The following is an 18,575-nucleotide window of genomic DNA, read 5'->3' as shown; positions in this document are numbered from 1 at the left end:
AACCTTATTCCAATCAGGGTTTATCCAGTTGCGGCTGAATATCCAGTTCCGTATACAGCTCAGCCAGTGGCAGTGTAATGCCCAGCTCCGGAATTGTCACCGCATCCTCCTGACCAGCCAACGGCGTGAACGACCACACGCCCGACGGCTCCCGCCGGTACCACTCCACCAGCCACTTGTCGGCCGATACCAGCAGATAGTGCTGCAACGAAGCCAGCTGCGTATAGCGGCTGAATTTCCAGATTCGGTCGTGGCTTTCCGTGCCCGGCGACAGCACCTCAATAATGAGCACCGGGTGGTGCATCATTATTTTATCGGGTGAGTCGTCGGGGTGGCAACTGACCATTACATCCGGATACGTGTATAATTCGCCTTCACGCACAGCCAAACGAACATTTTCGTCATATACCCGGCAGCCTTTCCCGCGGAGCGCGAGCCGCAGACTAATCACACAGTTTTGCTTCACGATGTTGTGAAACCCGAGACCACCCGACATAGCGAAGATTTCGCCTCGGTAATACAGGTGTCGTACCTCCGATACTTCCTCCAGGGCGAAGTATTCTTCTACCGTATAATGGTGTGGGGTAGCTAGGGCGGGTTCCACAGGCAATAGGGCTTGGTGTTCACCAAAGATAAGCCTTTCCTCTACAGGCTGATTTCGCGTTTGTTCCGCCCGCATTTCGTGGTACCTTTGCCTTCCATGCCGTATTTACACGGCTTTTACTTGTCGCAGCCTATGCTTCTCGCCGTTCCGACGAATTATCAACCCTCTGACTTTCTGCCAATTGTTGTGCAGTTTGTATTGGCTATTGCCTTCGTGGCCTTTGCTATGGTGGTTTCCCACCTGGTAGGTCCGCGCCGCAAGAGCGTGGTGAAGGATGAGGCCTTCGAGTGCGGTATCGAATCGGTGGGCAACGCCCGCACCCCGATTTCGGTGAAATACTTCCTCACGGCCATCCTGTTTGTGCTGTTTGATGTGGAGGTAATTTTCATGTACCCCTGGGCCGTAAACTTCCGCGCCCTTGGCAGCACCGGCTTCTATCAGATGATTGTGTTCCTGGCTTTGCTGATGGCAGGCTTCGCCTACGTCATCAAAAAAGGCGTTTTGCGCTGGAACGAAAGCCGTTAGCAGCAACCTTTGGGCCCGGCCCGGTGTTGCTCTCAAGTGGATTATCTCCGCTTCCTAACCTGACCTACTCGCATGGATACTAGAGTTCCTGAAATTAAAATGGTAGACGCCCCCGAGGGCATGGAAGGAGCTGGCTTCTTCGCTACCTCGCTGGAGAAAGTAGTGGGCATTGCCCGCGCCAACTCGCTCTGGCCTCTGCCCTTCGCCACCTCCTGCTGCGGCATCGAGTTCATGGCTACGATGGGCTCCCGCTACGATATTTCCCGTTTCGGCTCAGAGCGTCCGTCCTTCTCGCCCCGGCAGGCCGACCTGCTGATGGTGATGGGCACCATTGCCAAGAAGATGGCTCCTATTGTAAAGCAGGTATACGAGCAGATGGCCGAGCCCCGCTGGGTACTGGCCATGGGCGCCTGCGCCTGCTCGGGCGGCATTTTTGATACCTACTCCGTGCTCCAGGGCATCGACCGGATCATTCCGGTGGACGTGTACATTCCCGGTTGCCCGCCCCGCCCCGAGCAGGTGCTCGACGGCCTGATGCGCATTCAGGACCTGGCCAAAAACGAATCCCTCCGCCGCCGCAACTCGCCCGAGTACCAGGCCCTGCTGGCGTCTTATAACATCAAGTAAGTAGTGAGTATTGGGTATTGAGTAGGTAGACTTTTCATCGTCGGCAGCTCAATACTCAATACCAGATACTCAATACTAAGTACTCAGAAATGGCTGACCAGAACGAATCCATTCCGGCCCAGGAAGAAGCAGCTGCCAAAGATCCGGCCGCGCAGAAAAACGCGCAGCTGCTGGCGTTGCTGCACCGCCTGTTTGGGGCCGAAACCTTCACCGATGTGGAGGAGCCCTATGGCCTGCTCACCGCTACCACCACCCGGGAGCGGATTCACGACATCGTGGCTGGCTTGCAGCAGGACCAGGAGCTACAGCTCAATTTCCTGACTACCATGTGCGGCATGCACTTTCCCGAGCGGGAAGGTCAGGAGTTGGGTATGGTGTACCACCTGCACAGCCTTACCCAGAACATCCGGTTGCGGCTGAAGATCTTCTTCCCCATTGCCGACCCGGTAGTACCCACCATGACGGACCTCTACGCCACCGCCAACTGGATGGAGCGCGAGGCTTTCGACTTTTACGGTATTATCTTCCCCGGTCACCCCAACTTGATCCGCATTCTGAATGTGGAAGACATGGATTACCACCCCATGCGCAAAGAATACGCGCTGGAAGATGGCACCCGTGAAGACAAAACCGACCTGTTCTTTGGCCGCTAACCTGTTAGTACAGAGTAGAGAGTATTGAGTACGTAGTACTCCGAACTGTTTTTCACCTCTTCGTCCTTACTCACTACTCAATACTTCCTACTCATTACTAGAATGGCAGTAAACGACACGCTGGAAGGCACCCATAAGATTATTGAAGAAGCGCGTGAGCAGCAGGCCCGGATTAATCCGCTGGCGCCCACGGTAAACGACTTCAACCAGGAGCTGACTACGCTGAACCTGGGACCCACCCACCCCGCTACCCACGGCATCTTCCAGAACATTCTGCAGATGGATGGGGAGCGGATTATTTCGGGTGTGCCCACCATCGGCTACATCCACCGCGCATTCGAGAAGATTGCCGAGCGGCGGCCCTTCTATCAGATTACGCCCCTGACGGACCGGATGAACTACTGTTCGTCGCCCATCAATAATATGGGCTGGCACATGACGGTGGAGAAGTTGCTGGGCGTGGAAGTACCCAAGCGCGCTCAGTACATGCGCGTGATTCTGATGGAGCTGGCCCGCATTTCCGACCATCTGATTTGCAACGGCATTCTGGGGGTAGATACGGGAGCTTTCACCGGCTTCCTCTACCTGATGGATGAGCGGGAGAAGATCTACGAAATCTACGAGGAAGTAAGCGGTGCGCGCCTGACCACCAACATGGGTCGCGTGGGTGGCATGGAGCGGGATTTCACGCCCGTAGCCCTGCAAAAGCTGCGCGCTTGGCTGAAAAGCTTCCCGGCCGTGATGGCGGAGTTCGAGAAGATGTTCAACCGCAACCGCATCTTCATGGACCGCGTGGTGGACGTGGGCGGCATCTCGGCCGAACGCGCCCTCAACTACGGTTTCACCGGCCCCAACCTGCGCGCCGCCGGCGTCGATTATGACGTGCGGGTGATGAACCCCTACTCCAGCTACCAAGACTTCGAGTTTGAAATTCCGGTGGGCACCAAGGGCGACACCTACGACCGGTTCATGGTGCGCAACGAGGAAATCTGGCAGAGCCTGCGCATCATCAACCAGGCGCTGGAAAACCTGCCCGAAGGCCCGTACCATGCCGATGCGCCGCACTACTACCTGCCCCCCAAGCAGGCCGTATACAAGAACATGGAAGCCCTCATCTATCACTTCAAAATTGTGATGGGTGAGATTGAAGCTCCGGTTGGCGAGGTCTACCACTCGGTAGAAGGCGGCAATGGGGAACTGGGCTTCTACCTGGTTTCCGATGGTGGCCGCACGCCGTACCGCCTGCACTTCCGCCGCCCCTGCTTCATCTACTACCAGGCCTATACCGAAATGGTGGTGGGCCAAACCCTCTCCGACGCCATCGTGACGCTGTCGTCGATGAACGTAATTGCCGGGGAGCTCGACGCGTAGTTTTTTGCTGAATTTGACTGATATGGAGACGACTGCCGTCAAGCCGCAATTTTCCGAAGCCGCGCAGGCTGAAATCAAGCGTCTGCTGACCCACTACCCCGACGAACGCCGTAAATCGGCGCTGCTGCCGGTGCTGCACATTGCTCAGGCCGAATTTGGCGGCTGGGTAAGCCCTGTGGTACAGGACCTGGTAGCCGAAACGTTAGGCATCAAGCCGATTGAGGTGTACGAGGTTTCGTCCTTCTACACCATGTTCAACCTGAAGCCGGTCGGCAAGCACGTGCTGGAAATTTGCCGCACGGGTCCCTGCATGCTGCGCGGCTCCGACGAGCTGACGGCCCACCTAGAGCGCATCACGGGGGCCAAAGTAGGCGGTCCGGCTTCGGCTGATGGCCTGTTCACCCTGAAGGAAGTGGAGTGCCTGGCCGCCTGCGGCTTTGCTCCCATCGTGCAGGTGCGCGAGAAATACTACGAGCAGCTTGATACCCCGGAAGCCGTGGACGCTATGCTCACGGAGCTGCGCAACCAGGTGCACCGCCCGGCCCTGCCCTGGGAAGAAAACGGCCTCCCGAACGCGCTGGCCAACAACTAACGTCTTTCAGCTCTGAACCTATGGGACGCAAACTGCTGACCGAACATATTAACGTTGAAGGCATCGACACCCTGGAGGTGTACCGCAAGCATGGCGGCTACCGCTCGGTGGAGAAGGCCCTGAAAACGATGACCCCCGACGAGGTGGTGGAAGAAGTGAAGAAGTCGGGCCTGCGGGGCCGCGGCGGCGCGGGCTTCCCCACGGGCATGAAGTGGAGCTTCCTGGCCAAGCCCGAGGGCGTGCCGCGCTACCTCGTCTGCAACGCCGACGAATCGGAGCCGGGCACCTTCAAGGACCGCCAGCTGATGTCGAAGCTGCCCCACCTGCTCATCGAGGGGATGATTACGAGTTCGTACGCGCTGGGTGCCAACACTTCCTACATCTACATCCGTGGGGAGTTGTTGTACGTGCTGCGCATCCTGGAAAAAGCCATTGCCGAAGCATACGCGGCAGGTTTCCTGGGTAAGAATATCCTGGGCTCGGGCTACGACCTGGACCTGCACGTGCACCCCGGCGGCGGCGCTTACATCTGCGGTGAGGAAACTGCCCTGCTGGAATCGTTGGAAGGCAAGCGCGGCAACCCGCGCAACAAGCCGCCATTCCCGGCTGTGCAGGGCCTCTACGCCCGCCCTACGGTGGTGAACAATGTGGAATCCATTGCCGCGGTACCGGTGATTGTGAACGAGGGCGGCGACGAGTACGCCAAAATTGGGGTGGGCCGGAGCACTGGCACCAAGCTGATTTCAGCCTGCGGCCACCTCAACAAGCCCGGCATCTACGAAATTGAGCTGGGTTTGCCCGTTGAAGAGTTCATCTACTCCGATGAGTACTGCGGCGGCATCTGGAAAGGCCGCGACCTGAAGGCTGTGGTAGCCGGTGGTTCGTCCGTCCCGATTCTGCCTAAGGAGCTGATTCTGAAAACCGCTGCCGGCGAAAACCGCCTGATGACCTACGAGTCGCTCAGCGACGGGGGTTTTGTGACGGGCACCATGCTGGGCTCGGGTGGCTTCATTGCCATGGACGAGACGACCTGCATCGTGCGCAATACCTGGAACTTCAGCCGCTTCTACCACCACGAGTCGTGCGGGCAATGCTCGCCCTGCCGTGAGGGTACGGGCTGGATGGAGAAGGTGCTGCACCGCCTCGAGCACGGCCACGGCCACATGGAGGACATCGACCTGCTGGTAAGCGTGGCCAAGCAAATCGAGGGCAATACCATCTGCCCCCTCGGTGAAGCCGCCGCTTGGCCCGTAGCCGCCGCCGTGCGTCACTTCCGCCACGAGTTTGAGTGGCACGTGACCCACGCCAAGGAAGCCGCCCAGCCCGGCGCGGTGTACCGGCCAAGCGGTGTACTGGTGTAATAACAGAACGTCATGCTGAGGCGCAGCCGAAGCATCTCGCTCGTGTAGTAATCAATAGTACCACAACGTCAGCACGCGAGATGCTTTGCTCCGCTCTGCATGACAGACGATTTTCGATAATGGCTAAAATTACTTTCGACGGCATCGAGGTGGAAGTTCCGGACGGAACCACCATCCTGAATGCGGCCCGCCAGATTGGCGGCAGCATCGTGCCCCCGGCCATGTGCTACTACACCCCGCTGAAAGGCTCGGGCGGTAAGTGCCGCGCCTGCCTCGTGCGTGTGGCGGCCGGCTCGGCCAAGGACCCGCGCCCGATGCCCAAGCTGGTGGCCTCGTGCGTAACGCCGGTGCAGGATGGCATGGTGGTGGAAAACACCACCAACCCGCAGGTGCTGGACGTCCGCAAGGGCATCGTGGAGATGTTGCTCATCAACCACCCCCTGGATTGCCCTGTGTGCGACCAGGCGGGCGAGTGTGACCTGCAGAACTTCGCCTTCGAGCACGGCGTGAGTACTACCCGCTACCAGGAAGAGCGTCGCACCTTCGAGAAAATCGACATTGGCCCGCTGATTCAGCTGCACATGACGCGCTGCATCCTGTGCTACCGTTGCGTGTTCACCGCCGACCAGATTGCCAAAGGAGACCGGGTACACGGCGTACTGGGCCGCGGTGACGCTGCCGAAATCGGAACATACATCGAGAACATCATCGACAACGACTTCTCCGGCAACGTGATTGACGTGTGCCCGGTAGGCGCGCTGACCGATAAGACGTTCCGCTTCAAGTCGCGCGTGTGGTTCACCAAGCCCGTGAATGCCCACCGTGACTGCCCCAAGTGCTCCGGCAACGTGGTGCTCTGGTACAAAGGCAACGACGTGCTGCGCACCACGGCCCGCAAGGACCAGTACGGCGAAGTGAAGGAGTGGATCTGCAACGAGTGCCGCTTCGAGAAGAAGGAAACCGCCGACTGGACCATTGAGGGCCCCGCCCACATCGACCGGTCTTCGGTTATCTCAGCCAACCATTACGAGCTACCGGTCCTCAACCAATCGGTAGTAGCCGACCTGCCCGAAAGCACTACCCGCGACCTGCAGCAAAATCCGCCGCTGAAACTCGGCAACTGATTTTCAGCTGTTAGCTGATGGCTGCTGGCTGTTAGCTTTCTTTGCTACTTCCCCGAACATTAAGCTAATGGCTAACAGCTATTAGCCAACAGCTCAAAAACATGATTGAACTACCCGCACTAGGCTGGCAATCCATTGTCATCTTCGTCGTATTTGCGCTTTCGCTGCTGATTGCGACGTACTGCACCTACGCGGAACGCGTAATTGCCGCATTCCTGCAGGACCGCGTGGGCCCCGACCGCGCCGGCCCCTACGGCCTGCTGCAGCCGCTGGCTGATGCCGTGAAGATGTTCACAAAGGAAGAATTCTTCCCCGGCGGTGCCAACAAAGCACTGTTCGTGTTCGGCCCCTGCCTGGCCATGATTACGGCCCTGATGTCGTCGGCGGTAATACCGTTCGGCAACAACATGAGCTTTGGCAACAATGCCTTCTTCCTGCAGGGCATTGAGGTCAACATTGGCATGCTGTGGGTGTTCGGCGTAGTGTCGCTGGGGGTGTACGGCGTGATGATTGGTGGCTGGGCTTCCAACAACAAGTTCTCGCTGCTGGGTGCCATCCGCGCGGCTTCGCAGAACATCAGCTACGAGCTGGCCATGGGCATGGCCCTGATTGCCGTGCTGATGATTTCGGGTACTTTGAGCCTGCGCGAAATCACGTTGCAGCAGTCGGTGGCCGGTGAGTGGCACACTTGGAATATCGTGAAACAGCCGCTGGGCTTCATCATTTTCCTGGTGTGCGCCTTCGCTGAAACCAACCGCACGCCCTTTGACCTGCCCGAGTGCGAAACCGAGCTGGTGGGCGGCTACCACACCGAATACTCGTCGATGAAGCTGGGCTTGTACCTATTCTCGGAATACGTGAACATCTTCGTGGTGTCGGCCGTGATGAGCGTGCTGTACTTCGGCGGCTTCAACTTCCCCTTCCAGTACGAGCTGCGCGACTGGTTCGTGAACAGCCAGGGCTGGGAACTGGCTTCGGCTCAGAACCTGATTACCCTGCTGGGCACCGTGGGTCTGTTCCTGAAGATCTTCGCCTTCATCTTCTTCTTCATGTGGATTCGCTGGACCCTGCCGCGCTTCCGCTACGACCAGCTGATGCGCCTGGGCTGGACTATCCTCATCCCGCTGGCCGTGTTCAACATCGTCCTCACCGGTGGCCTGATTCTGGCCGGCGTGATTTAAGTAACAACTTCACTTACTTTGCTTTGCGGCGACTCCCGCTGCCCGGCAAACGGAACCATAGTATGCAACTCACCAACCGAGCCAAGAAACTAGAGAAGAAGCCGATGACGCTGGCTGAGCGGGCCTATCTGCCGGCCATCTTTCAGGGTCTGAGCATTACGATGCGCCACTTCTTCATGAAGAAGGCCACCGTGCGCTACCCCGAAGAGGTGCGTCCCTTCGCTCCCATTTTCCGTGGCCTGCACGTGCTCAAGCGCGACGAGCAGGGCCGGGAACGGTGCACGGCCTGTGGCCTGTGCGCCGTGGCCTGCCCCGCCGAAGCCATTACGATGGTGGCCGGCGAGCGGAAAAAAGGTGAAGAAGGCCTCTACCGCGAGGAGAAGTACGCCGTCAGCTACGAAATCAACATGCTGCGCTGCATTTTCTGCGGCCTGTGTGAGGAAGCCTGCCCTAAGGCGGCCGTGTATCTGCAGCCCGATAAAATTGCGCCCCCACGCTACGAGCGGGATGAGTTCATCTACGGCAAAGACCGTTTGGTAGAGCCCGTGTCGCCGGATGCGCGTTCCGTACGCGGTATCCAGCTCACGGCTGACCAGGCCGACACGCTGCGCGCCCGGATGGCTTAGTTGTTAGTTGCTGGTTGTCAGTTGTTCGCCACAACTGCTACCGGCCGCTGCCCTAACAACTGACAACTAACAACTGACAACTAACTCGATGTCTCCTCTTTTCCTCTTCCTGTCGTTTGTGGCGCTGCTGAGCGCACTGGGTGTAGTATTTGCCAAAAACCCGGTGCACAGCGTACTGTTCCTGATTCTGACCTTCTTTTCCTTATCAGGACATTACCTGTTGCTGAACGCGCAGTTTCTAGCGGCCGTGAACATCATTGTGTACGCCGGGGCCATTATGGTACTGTTTCTGTTCGTGATTATGTTCCTGAACCTGAACGTGGACACGGAGCCGCATAAGCCCGCGCTGGCCAAAATTGCAGCGGCCGTAGCCGGGGGCTCCCTCCTGCTGATTCTGGTGGCGGCCCTGAAGGATGTGCATCCAGTTGGAGTGACGGGTACCGCCTTCAACTCGCAAATTGGCATGGTGGACCAGTTGGGCCTCAAGCTCTATACCGATTACCTGCTGCCGTTTGAGCTGGCCTCTGTGCTGTTCCTGGTAGCCATGGTAGGCGCCGTAATGCTCGGCAAGCGCGAAGTAGGCGAGCGGAATTTCTAGCCTATTTTAAGGTGAAGCACCTAATCAATAGGCGGCTGTCTTTGAGATACCATTTGATGGTTCTTGGGATGGCCGCCTTTCTTTTGGGCAGTTGTCAGCACGCTGGAAAGGAGACAGGCTGGGATGCTAAGAAGCAGATGTATTTCGCCAAAACCGATGACCCGGAAATGGCTGAAGCAATTCGCCAAAGCCGTGAGACAGTAAACCAGTTTCTAACCGCTCTGGCCAGTGGAGATACCACTGCTTACAATTTTGGCGTTAAAGCAGCATTTCCGATTCCAGATGGCACAAATGAGCACATCTGGTTAACGGATATAAGAGCTAACGGCGACTCTATCATTGGAGTAATAGACAACCAACCCGATGTAATTACAGCCGTGAAATTCGGCCAGCAAGTAGCTATTCATAAAGATTCAATCACCGACTGGAACTACACGAAGAACGGCAAACTGATTGGCGGTTATTCTATTCGGCTTATGCGCAGGCGAATGAGTAAAGAGGAACAAGCGGAGTTTGACAAGCAAATGAGCTTTACTATCGAATGAAACTAGGCGCGGCGGCTGATGCATCAGCCGCCGCGCTTTTTTATGTTTGCTCATGACTATTGCTGAAATTAAAGAATACTGGTCGGCTCAAGGTCAGCCAACCTCTACATTCTCGTCTATCCAATTGCCGGATGCTGATCTAAGCAGTAGTACTCGTCAATTTTTGGAGGAAGCTGGCCTACCGACAGATGCAGCACCTTTTTTGTCGTTTGCAACCCAGGATAATCCGCCTTACCTAGTTTCAACTCAGTATGATTTCCTACCGGCCAGCTTTAAACGTTATGTATGTATCGGCTCAGACGGGGGAGGCAATCCAATTGTGATTGACAGCCTAACCCAACACATACTATTGTTGGATCATGAAAATGATTTTGTTGTTCAGTATATGAATTCAAGCATTTGGCAATTAGCCGAGGCGTTGATAGCATACTGCGAGTTTGGCAAGCAAACTGTGGCACTAAATGGCGAAGATGCTTTCCTAGATGCTAACTTTAGTGATGAGCTTTTCGCTGATTTACGCCTGAAACTGCTTACGATTGATTCAGCAGCATTTACCGAGAATACCTTCTGGGCAGGAGAGCTACAGAATCTGTTGGCCAACCGGGAATACTATCGAACCGAAAGCGGCACCTGATTCCTCAGGTGCCCCTTTTTGCTATAATTGAATTATGGAAATTCGGCTATACAAGTCGCCGTGGCGGGCGTTAAAGCTGTTGCTGGGTTGCGCGGCATTCGTGGCAATTGGGCTATGGATAATTCGTAAGCCCGATGCCCCTAAACTGGTTGGCTGGGCGAGTATCGTATTTTTTGGGGTGGGTGGTGTGGTTAGCCTGTTTCAGCTCCTGGACCGGCGGCCCCAGATTATTATTAACGAGCTGGGCATCTTTGACCGGGTAGCTCACCACGAGTTTATCAACTGGGAAATCATTCAGGATGCGTACCTGATGCAGGTACACAAGGAGAAACTGCTGTGCCTGATTGTGCCGGAAGCATTTGAGCCTTCTCAACGGAAAACCGGTATCGGGAAGGCGCTCAAGCGGCTCTCCAAAGAACTGGGCTTCCAAGAGCTGACGATTCCACTAGGGCTGATTCATATCGACGAAGTGCGCTTTACCCAGTTCGTCGTCGCCATGACGCAGGCGGAACAACCAGCCACCCGGACTCAGCTACTGCTGCAATACAACACCTGAAACCAACAGCGGCTCCTGAGTTTTCAGGAGCCGCTGTTGGTTTCGTTACAAAGATGCCGATTCAGAGTTACCGGCTTTATGTCGTCGCATCCAGGCGGGGCCGTTGCAGACACCTTCCATCTTCTGACGGAATTTTTCCTGTTCCTCGGGCGAGAGTCCGGCCATGCGGGACTCCATCTTCTGCTTCCACATCCGGCGCTTCTGGGCCCAGCCGGCCCGGTGGCCACGGCCGCCCCAGCCCCCGAACAGGATGCGGGACAGCACCAGCAAGCCCAACGCCTGCCAGATGCTGATGAGGGGCAGGTTGAACAGGTCGGGCAGCAGCCAGTTCCAGAGGCGCATGGTGACGTAGCCCGCTACGGCTACAAACAGAACAGCAAACAGTATGAATTTGAGGCCGCGTAGCAGCCAGAAGGACCGGTTCATAGAAGTGGGTGTTAGAAGAACGTCATGCAGAGCGCAGCGAAGCATCTCGCGTGTTGATGTATGACTAGCATTGCAACGTCAGCACGCGAGATACTTCGCTGCGCTCTGCATGACAGAGACTAATCAGTAAACAGCTCCGTGTAGAGCGTGCGGAGGCGTTTGCGCAGGTGTTGCACGGCGTAGTGCTTGCGCGAAATCAGGGTTTTCAGCGGGACGCCGGTTTCCTCCTCCATTTCGCGGAAGGTCTTGTCCTCCAGTTCGTGCCAGATGAATACCTGGCGCTGGGCGGCGGGCAGCTCAGCTAGTGCGTCGCTGAGGGCTTCCATGAGGGTTTCGCGCAGCAGGCGGTTTTCGGGCGCGTCATCTGCGGCCGGCAGAATGTCAGCCAGCAGCAACGAGTTTTCGTCGCCGTCAGCAGAGAAGGCCGCCATTTCGTTTTCCAGCGAAACGGGCTTTTTGCGGCGGTAGAGGTCGGTGATTTTGTTGCGGGCGACGCGGAACAGCCAGGCGGCGGCCTGCTCTACGGGTTTCATTACCCGGTAACTTTCCACCAGCTCGGCAAAGACGTCCTGCAGTACGTCTTCGGCCTCGGCTTCATCGGGAATACGGCGGCGGATGAACGCCAGCAGACGTTTCCGTTGAGTGCGCACGGCTTCCTGTATCTGCAGGTCCTGGTGGCCGGCCGTCATGCGTGTAGCGTCGAGTGGTAGAGCTAAGGTTTCCATTCTGCTGACACAGACGTGGAAGGCCGGAAGATACTTTACCGGGAAATGGAAATTTATTTGGGCTAACTGTTAGAACGTCATTACGAGCGGAGCCGAAGAATCTCGCGTGCTGATGTCAGGGTTACTATCACAACATCAGCACGCGAGATTCCTCGGCTCCGCTCGGAATGACGTTCTATGGCCAGAAATTCCTCCTACAAGAAGTGGTACAGGAACGTAATAACGCCGGTGTAAGCGGGCTTCTTCTGGCCTTCGATTTCCATTGTTACACCAATATTGGCTTTGGCAATGCCGCGCAGGTCTTTCACGGCCAGCAGCTTGGCGTGCAGGCGTACCGGAGTATTTACCAACACGGCCTGGTTGAAGCGAAACTCACTGATTTCGTAGTTCACCTGCATCTTCAGGTTTTCCACCTGCACTAGTTGGTTCCAGAAATAGGGCAGCAACGACAGCGTGAGGTAGCCGTGAGCAATAGTCCCGCCAAACGGCGATTCGGCGGCGGCGCGCTCGGGATCGGTGTGAATCCACTGGAAATCCAGGGTGGCGGCAGCGAATTGATTGATTTGTTCCTGGGTAATAATGTGCCAGGGCGTGATGCCGAGGTCCTGGCCTTCGTGCTGCTGCAGCTCAGCTAAGCTGCCAATGGTAATGCTCATAGAAAGAGAAGTTGCGGTGGCGGAAGTGCTAAAGTACGGTTTGCCGGGCGGGCCCCGCCGCACCTATTCACAAAAAGGTACAAATGCCGGTCCGTAGCCAACCTGCGCAGCGAATCTTCGCGCCCGCCTACGGCCATACAGGTCAATTTAAAGGGTGGCGTTTTCCAATTTTCAGGATACCTTTGCCGGCTAGTTGTCCTGACCTCATTCCTTGAAGTAAGGCATCCTTTTTCGCCGTCAGCCCTTCCGCATGAACCCGAACATACCCGAGGTTATCCAAACGGTTCCGCTTCAGTACTACGTCTTCTTTGCCGCCGCTTTGTTTTCCATCGGGGTGCTGGGCGTACTTACCCGGCGCAACGCCATCATCATTTTCATGTGCGTGGAGCTGATGCTCAACGCCGTGAACGTACTGCTGACGGCCTTCTCGGCCTACCGCGCCGACCCTAACGGGCAGATTTTCGTGTTCTTCATCATGGCCGTGGCCGCCGCCGAAGTGGCCGTGGGTCTGGCCATTATCGTGATGATCTACCGGAACCTGCAAAACACCGACGTTAATCTGCTCAACCGCCTGAAATTCTAGGTAAGGGCCTTAGGGACACAGGGACTTGAGGACTTGGCATTGACCAGTCCAAGTCTCTAAATCCCTGAGTCCCCAAGTCCCTGACTTATGCAAGAAACTGTAATCCCCGCTGCCGGCGCGCCGTACTCCACGTTTTTGTACGTGCTTATTCCGCTGCTGCCGTTTTTGGGCTTTCTGATTAACGGGCTACTTAACCGCAAGCTTTCGGGCACGGTGGCCGGTGCCATCAGCAGCCTGGCGGTGCTGGGCTCGTTCGCCATTTCGGTGTTCCTGTTCCTGAACTTCCAGTATCAGTACACCGTCACACTGTTCGACTGGATTTCGGTCGGCTCGATGCAGATTCCCTTCAGCTACCAGATCGACCAGCTCAGCCTGATTATGCTGCTGCTCGTGACGGGCGTGGGTTTCCTGATTCACGTATACAGCATCGGCTACATGCACCACGACGAGAACGTGGGCAAGTTTTTCAGCTTCCTAAACCTGTTCGTGTTCAGCATGCTGGTGCTGGTGCTGGGCGCCAACTTCGTGATTCTGTTCATCGGCTGGGAAGGCGTGGGGCTCTGCTCCTACCTGCTCATCGGCTTCTGGAACAAGAATACCGCCTACAACAACGCCGCCAAGAAAGCCTTCATCATCAACCGCGTCGGTGACCTGGGTTTCCTGCTCGGCATCTTCCTGATTTACCTGACCTTCGATTCGATACAGTACGCCGAGGTGTTCCAGAAGGCCAGCACGCTGCAGATTGGCACGGGCGTGGTAACGGCCATTACCCTGCTGCTGTTTGTGGGCGCTACCGGTAAATCGGCCCAGCTGCCGCTCTATACCTGGCTGCCCGACGCTATGGCCGGCCCCACCCCGGTTTCGGCCCTGATTCACGCCGCCACCATGGTAACGGCCGGTATCTACATGATTCTGCGCGCCAACGTACTGTTCACGCTGGCCCCCGATACCCTCGAAGTTATTGCCATCATTGGCGCGGCTACCGCGCTGTTTGCGGCCACTATCGGCCTGGCCCAAAACGACATCAAGAAGGTGCTGGCCTACTCCACCGTTTCGCAGCTGGGCTACATGTTCTTGGCTTTGGGCGTGATGGGCTACAGCACCTCCCTGTTCCACGTCCTCACCCACGCCTTCTTCAAAGCGCTGATGTTCCTGGGCGCGGGCTCCGTGATTCACGCTATGAGCAACGAGCAGGACATGCGCCGCATGGGCGGCCTGCGCAAGTCGCTGCCCATTACGTTCATCACCTTCTTCGTAGGCTGTCTGGCCATTGCCGGCATCCCGCCCTTCTCGGGCTTCTTCTCGAAAGACGAAATCCTGCTGCACGCCTTCGAGCACAGCAAGGTGCTGTACGCGGTAGGTTTGTTCACTGCCTTCCTGACGGCCTTCTACATGTTCCGTTTGCTGTTCCTCACCTTCTTCGGCGAGTTCCGAGGCACTGAGGAGCAGAAGCATCACCTGCACGAGTCGCCGGCTTCCATGACGCTGCCGCTCATCGTGCTGGCTATTCTGGCCGCCGTGGGTGGTTTCATGAACGCGCCCTTCTTCCTGGGTGAGGAAAACGCCTACCTGGCCAACTACCTCGCGCCGCTGTTCACTTACTCCAAGCAGCTGAACCCGGCTGCCTTCGGCGTACACGCCGACCACGCCACCGAGCTCATGCTCATCGGCCTCTCGGTGGGTGCGGGCGTACTGGGCATCATTCTGGCCTACGTGCAGTACGTGAGCCGCGGGGTGCGCCCGGTGGAAGACGGCGAGTCGCGCGGCCTCCTCGAAAACCTGATTTACCACAAGTATTACATCGACGAGCTGTACAACGCCCTGTTCGTGCGCCCCATCATGTGGCTCTCGCGCGGCCTGTTCCGCTACGTGGAAAACGGCATCATCGACCCCATCGTGAACGGCTTCGGCCGCCTGACTATGGGCGGGGGCCAGCTCCTGCGCTACGTGCAAACCGGCTCCGTGGAAACCTACCTCATTCTGATGGTGGTGGGCATCGTGCTGGTGATGGCGCTGAACTTCGGGAAATTCTAATTCTACTGACGGCCGGACCGGACTTTTTCACCGGCTTCATCCGCATCCAGATAACGCATGCTGACTGTCCTTCTTCTACTCTGGCCCGTGGCGGCCGCCCTGCTGCTGCACTTCTTCAAAGGCCGTGCGGCCCGGGTTCCGGCGCTGGGCGCGGCCCTGGTTGAATTTGCGCTGGCGGCCTACGCGGCCCTCACGTTCAACGCCAACAACTCCGGCCAATTCAGCTTCAACCTGAACTGGATTCCCTCGGCCGGTATTCACTTCGCGGTGGGCATGGACGGGCTGAGCCTCTTGCTGGTGCTGCTGACGGCCGTGCTGGTGCCGGTGATTCTGTTGAGCGCCTTCCGCCGCAACTTCGAGAATGAGTCGGTGTTCTACGCGCTGGTGCTGTTCATGCAAACCGGTCTGATTGGCGTGTTCACGGCTCAGGATGCCTTCCTGTTCTACTTCATGTGGGAAGTGGCCCTGATTCCGATTTACTTCTTGGCTGGTGTGTGGGGCGGTGTGAACCGGGCGCGCGTCACGTTCAAGTTCTTCCTGTACACCATCATCGGCTCGCTGTTCATGCTGGCCGGCTTCGTGTACCTCTACTTCCAGACCGGCCCCTCGGCCGACGGCCTCTCGGCCCACAACTCGGCCCTGGCTTCGTTCTACGCCCTCAACCTGACTGCCGACACGCAGATGTGGGTGTTCTGGCTGATTTTCGCGGCCTTCGCCGTGAAGATGCCTATCTTCCCCTTCCACACCTGGCAGCCCGACACCTACACCGAGGCCCCGGCCCCGGCCACCATGCTGCTCTCAGGCATCATGCTGAAAATGGGCATCTACGGCTGCATGCGCTGGCTGCTGCCGGTGGTACCGATGGGCGTGGACTACTGGCAAAACCTGGTACTGATTCTGGCTATCATCGGCATCATCTACGGCGCCATCATTGCCATCCGTCAGCAGGACGTGAAGCGCCTGATTGCTTACTCGTCTCTGTCGCACGTGGGGTTGATGATTGCCGGCGTGTTCTCGCTGACCCAGATGGGTCTGCAGGGCGCCAGCATTCAGATGCTGGCCCACGGTGTGAACGTGGTGGGTATGTTCTTCATTGCCGACGCCATTGAGCGCCGCACCGGCACCCGCAACATCGCCGACCTGGGCGGCCTCACCCGCAAAGCACCCGTGCTGACGGTGTGCTTTCTGGTGCTGCTGCTGGGCACGGTGGCGCTGCCCCTCACCAACGGCTTCGTAGGCGAGTTCCTGCTGCTGGCCGGCGTGTACCAGTTCAACCACTGGATGGGCGCCGTGGCCGGCGTGACCATCATCCTGGGCGCGGTGTACTTGCTGCGCATGTTCCAGCGCGTGATGCTCGGCCCCGATTCCTCGTTCACCGAAACCTTCACCGACCTCACCGGCTCGGAGCTGGCCCTGCTGGTGCCGCTCATCGTGCTGGTATTCTGGATTGGCCTGTTCCCCAACACGTTCCTGCACCTGTCGGAAGGCAGCGTGATGAACATTCTGAACGAGGTAGTTAAACGGTAACCCCTCCCCAACCCCTCCCCTCCGGGAGAGGGGCTCTAGCAGTAGCTTTTTAACTCCTAGTTTGTAGTCTAACAAGAGCCCGCTACATCTTCGTCTGGCTCCCCCTCTCCCGGAGGGGAGGGGGCCGGGGGGTGGGGTCCCGACCATATGAATTCCATCATTCTACTTTCCGTTCTGGGCCTGGGTAACCTGTTTCTCGGGTTCCGTCGCTCCAACCGGCTGCTGCTGCCCGTGATGATGCTCATCCTGGGTGGTATCCTGACGGTGAACTTCCTCGACTGGGGTAGCACGCAGTCGTTCTTCAACGGCATGCTCACCATCGACAACTTCTCGGTGGCCTTCACGGGCATCGTGCTGCTCACGGCGCTGGTGCTGATTCCCTTCTCCCAGAAGTACGTGCTCGACGGCGAGGCCAACCTAGCCGAGTACTACTCGCTGTTGCTGTTCTCGTTGGTGGGCGCTATCATGCTGGTGAGCTACAACCACCTGCTGATGCTGTTCCTGGGCATCGAAATCCTGAGCGTGGCCATGTACGTGCTGGCCGGCTCCGATAAGCGCAACCTGCGCTCCAACGAGGCCGCCCTCAAGTACTTCCTGATGGGTGCCTTCTTCACCGGCATCCTGCTGTTCGGCATGGCGCTGCTGTATGGCGCTACCGGCACGTTCGTGCTCAGCGAAATCAGCTTCGCGGTGCAGAACCCGGCTCCCGGTTTCGAGTCGCTGAAGCCCATGCTTTACATTGGCATGCTGCTGATGCTGATTGGTATTGGCTTCAAAGTGTCGGCCGCGCCGTTCCACTTCTGGACGCCCGACGTGTACGAGGGTACGCCCACGTTCTTCGCCGCTTTCATGAGCACCATTGTGAAGACGGCCGGTTTCGCCGCCTTCCTGAAGCTGCTGGTGCAGGCCTTCCCGGCCGCCAACGCCCAAGGCATCTGGCTGCCCACCCTGACGGCCATGTGCGTACTCACGCTGCTCATCGGCAACGTCGGCGCCGTGGCCCAAACCAGCATCAAGCGCATGCTGGCCTACTCCAGCATCTCCCACGCCGGCTACCTTTTGATTGCGCTGGTGGCGTATAACGGTCAGCTGGAAGGTGCTTCGGCCAACGGCATTCTGTTCTACTCTTTGGCTTACTCGGTAGCCACGGTAGCCGCCTTCGGGGTGGTGAAGCTGGTGGCTGATGCCCGGCAGCGCGAGGATTACAACGGACTGAACGGACTAGCCAAGACCAACCCGCTGCTGGCCTTCTCGCTCACGGTATCGATGCTGAGCTTAGCCGGCATTCCGCTCACGGGTGGCTTCTTCGGTAAGTTCTTCGTGTTTTCGGCCGCCGTGGAGAATGGCTACATTGGCCTCGTGGTGTTTGCCGTGGTGATGTCGATGGTGAGCATCTACTACTACCTGCGTCCTATCATTGCCATGTACATGCGCGACACCGACGCGACGACCAACGAAGTGGTGCCCGTTACCACCTTCCAGGCGGGCGCGCTGCTGCTGCTGGCCGCCCTCACGGTACTGCTGGGCGTGTTGCCCGGTCTGGTGGCCGGCGTGCTGTAAGCTCTATCTGCCTGAACCCTTCAAACGCCCCTGCCCTCCCCGGCCGGGGCGTTTTTTATGTTGGTTG

The 18,575-nt window shown here is 57.6% G+C and carries 21 protein-coding genes; 17 read left to right on the top strand and 4 right to left on the bottom strand.

The genetic code is table 11. The features are described 5' to 3' along the window. Positions 1–13 precede the first annotated feature (13 nt). The gene (locus EI291_RS15620) at positions 14–604 is read right to left on the bottom strand and encodes a Uma2 family endonuclease (RefSeq protein WP_240635565.1); all 591 of its coding nucleotides are present in this window, start codon (positions 602–604) and stop codon (positions 14–16) included. A 132-nt stretch (positions 605–736) separates the two neighbouring features. On the opposite strand from EI291_RS15620, the gene EI291_RS15615 reads away from it, so the two are divergent. The 13 genes from EI291_RS15615 (at position 737) to EI291_RS15555 (ending at position 10,997) form a co-directional block, all read left to right on the top strand. Continuing rightward, a complete protein-coding gene (locus EI291_RS15615; protein ID WP_125421928.1) occupies positions 737–1,129 on the top strand; it encodes an NADH-quinone oxidoreductase subunit A in 393 nt (130 codons plus the stop codon). A 72-nt stretch (positions 1,130–1,201) separates the two neighbouring features. Next, complete coding sequence (locus tag EI291_RS15610) at positions 1,202–1,756, top strand: NADH-quinone oxidoreductase subunit B (protein WP_315999915.1); 555 nt, start codon at positions 1,202–1,204, stop codon at positions 1,754–1,756. Between the two features lie 89 nt (positions 1,757–1,845). Beyond that, positions 1,846–2,409 carry an NADH-quinone oxidoreductase subunit C gene (locus tag EI291_RS15605; protein WP_205701612.1) on the top strand — a complete coding sequence of 188 codons (564 nt, stop codon included), beginning with the start codon at positions 1,846–1,848 and terminating at the stop codon, positions 2,407–2,409. 102 nt (positions 2,410–2,511) lie between these two features. Beyond that, positions 2,512–3,780, top strand: coding sequence for an NADH-quinone oxidoreductase subunit D (locus tag EI291_RS15600; RefSeq protein ID WP_125421925.1), 1,269 nt, complete (start codon positions 2,512–2,514; stop codon positions 3,778–3,780). A gap of 22 nt (positions 3,781–3,802) precedes the next feature. Further along, positions 3,803–4,372: an NADH-quinone oxidoreductase subunit NuoE family protein gene (locus EI291_RS15595; protein ID WP_125421922.1), complete on the top strand. Its 570-nt coding sequence runs from the start codon at positions 3,803–3,805 to the stop codon at positions 4,370–4,372. A 20-nt stretch (positions 4,373–4,392) separates the two neighbouring features. Beyond that, complete coding sequence (nuoF, locus tag EI291_RS15590; RefSeq protein WP_125421919.1) at positions 4,393–5,733, top strand: NADH-quinone oxidoreductase subunit NuoF; 1,341 nt, start codon at positions 4,393–4,395, stop codon at positions 5,731–5,733. Positions 5,734–5,852: 119 nt separating this feature from the next. Then, complete coding sequence (locus tag EI291_RS15585) at positions 5,853–6,857, top strand: 2Fe-2S iron-sulfur cluster-binding protein (RefSeq protein ID WP_205701611.1); 1,005 nt, start codon at positions 5,853–5,855, stop codon at positions 6,855–6,857. Between the two features lie 104 nt (positions 6,858–6,961). Continuing rightward, a complete protein-coding gene (gene nuoH, locus EI291_RS15580) occupies positions 6,962–8,038 on the top strand; it encodes an NADH-quinone oxidoreductase subunit NuoH (protein ID WP_240635569.1) in 1,077 nt (358 codons plus the stop codon). 62 nt (positions 8,039–8,100) lie between these two features. After that, complete coding sequence (locus tag EI291_RS15575) at positions 8,101–8,664, top strand: NuoI/complex I 23 kDa subunit family protein (RefSeq protein WP_125421910.1); 564 nt, start codon at positions 8,101–8,103, stop codon at positions 8,662–8,664. Between the two features lie 88 nt (positions 8,665–8,752). After that, the gene (locus EI291_RS15570) at positions 8,753–9,262 is read left to right on the top strand and encodes an NADH-quinone oxidoreductase subunit J family protein (protein WP_125421907.1); all 510 of its coding nucleotides are present in this window, start codon (positions 8,753–8,755) and stop codon (positions 9,260–9,262) included. A gap of 68 nt (positions 9,263–9,330) precedes the next feature. Further along, on the top strand, positions 9,331–9,807 hold the full coding sequence (locus EI291_RS15565) for a YegJ family protein (RefSeq protein ID WP_170172676.1): 477 nt from the start codon (positions 9,331–9,333) through the stop codon (positions 9,805–9,807). 52 nt (positions 9,808–9,859) lie between these two features. Continuing rightward, positions 9,860–10,441: an SUKH-4 family immunity protein gene (locus EI291_RS15560; protein ID WP_125421901.1), complete on the top strand. Its 582-nt coding sequence runs from the start codon at positions 9,860–9,862 to the stop codon at positions 10,439–10,441. Between the two features lie 34 nt (positions 10,442–10,475). Next, positions 10,476–10,997, top strand: coding sequence for an STM3941 family protein (locus EI291_RS15555; protein WP_125421898.1), 522 nt, complete (start codon positions 10,476–10,478; stop codon positions 10,995–10,997). Between the two features lie 45 nt (positions 10,998–11,042). Here the strand turns inward: EI291_RS15555 and EI291_RS15550 are convergent, their stop codons facing one another. The 3 genes from EI291_RS15550 to EI291_RS15540 all read right to left on the bottom strand — a co-directional run bounded on the left by EI291_RS15550 (position 11,043) and on the right by EI291_RS15540 (position 12,804). After that, positions 11,043–11,423, bottom strand: coding sequence for a hypothetical protein (locus tag EI291_RS15550; protein WP_205701610.1), 381 nt, complete (start codon positions 11,421–11,423; stop codon positions 11,043–11,045). Between the two features lie 119 nt (positions 11,424–11,542). Beyond that, the gene (locus EI291_RS15545; RefSeq protein WP_240635564.1) at positions 11,543–12,148 is read right to left on the bottom strand and encodes an RNA polymerase sigma factor; all 606 of its coding nucleotides are present in this window, start codon (positions 12,146–12,148) and stop codon (positions 11,543–11,545) included. Positions 12,149–12,342: 194 nt separating this feature from the next. Next, positions 12,343–12,804: a MaoC family dehydratase gene (locus tag EI291_RS15540; protein ID WP_125421895.1), complete on the bottom strand. Its 462-nt coding sequence runs from the start codon at positions 12,802–12,804 to the stop codon at positions 12,343–12,345. A gap of 250 nt (positions 12,805–13,054) precedes the next feature. Between EI291_RS15540 and nuoK the strand changes: the two genes are divergently transcribed. The 4 genes from nuoK (at position 13,055) to EI291_RS15520 (ending at position 18,508) form a co-directional block, all read left to right on the top strand. Then, on the top strand, positions 13,055–13,387 hold the full coding sequence (nuoK, locus tag EI291_RS15535; RefSeq protein WP_125421892.1) for an NADH-quinone oxidoreductase subunit NuoK: 333 nt from the start codon (positions 13,055–13,057) through the stop codon (positions 13,385–13,387). An 87-nt stretch (positions 13,388–13,474) separates the two neighbouring features. Then, positions 13,475–15,421, top strand: coding sequence for an NADH-quinone oxidoreductase subunit L (gene nuoL / locus EI291_RS15530; protein WP_125421890.1), 1,947 nt, complete (start codon positions 13,475–13,477; stop codon positions 15,419–15,421). Between the two features lie 57 nt (positions 15,422–15,478). Beyond that, positions 15,479–16,948 carry a complex I subunit 4 family protein gene (locus tag EI291_RS15525; RefSeq protein WP_125421887.1) on the top strand — a complete coding sequence of 490 codons (1,470 nt, stop codon included), beginning with the start codon at positions 15,479–15,481 and terminating at the stop codon, positions 16,946–16,948. A 147-nt stretch (positions 16,949–17,095) separates the two neighbouring features. Continuing rightward, positions 17,096–18,508 (top strand): NADH-quinone oxidoreductase subunit N, encoded by a 1,413-nt coding sequence (locus EI291_RS15520; RefSeq protein WP_125421884.1) that lies wholly within the window; start codon positions 17,096–17,098, stop codon positions 18,506–18,508. The last annotated feature ends 67 nt before the right edge of the window (positions 18,509–18,575 follow it).

Source organism: Hymenobacter rigui, assembly GCF_003944715.1.
Classification (GTDB): Bacteria; Bacteroidota; Bacteroidia; order Cytophagales; family Hymenobacteraceae; genus Hymenobacter; species Hymenobacter rigui.
This window is presented reverse-complemented; position numbering and strand designations above follow the sequence as displayed.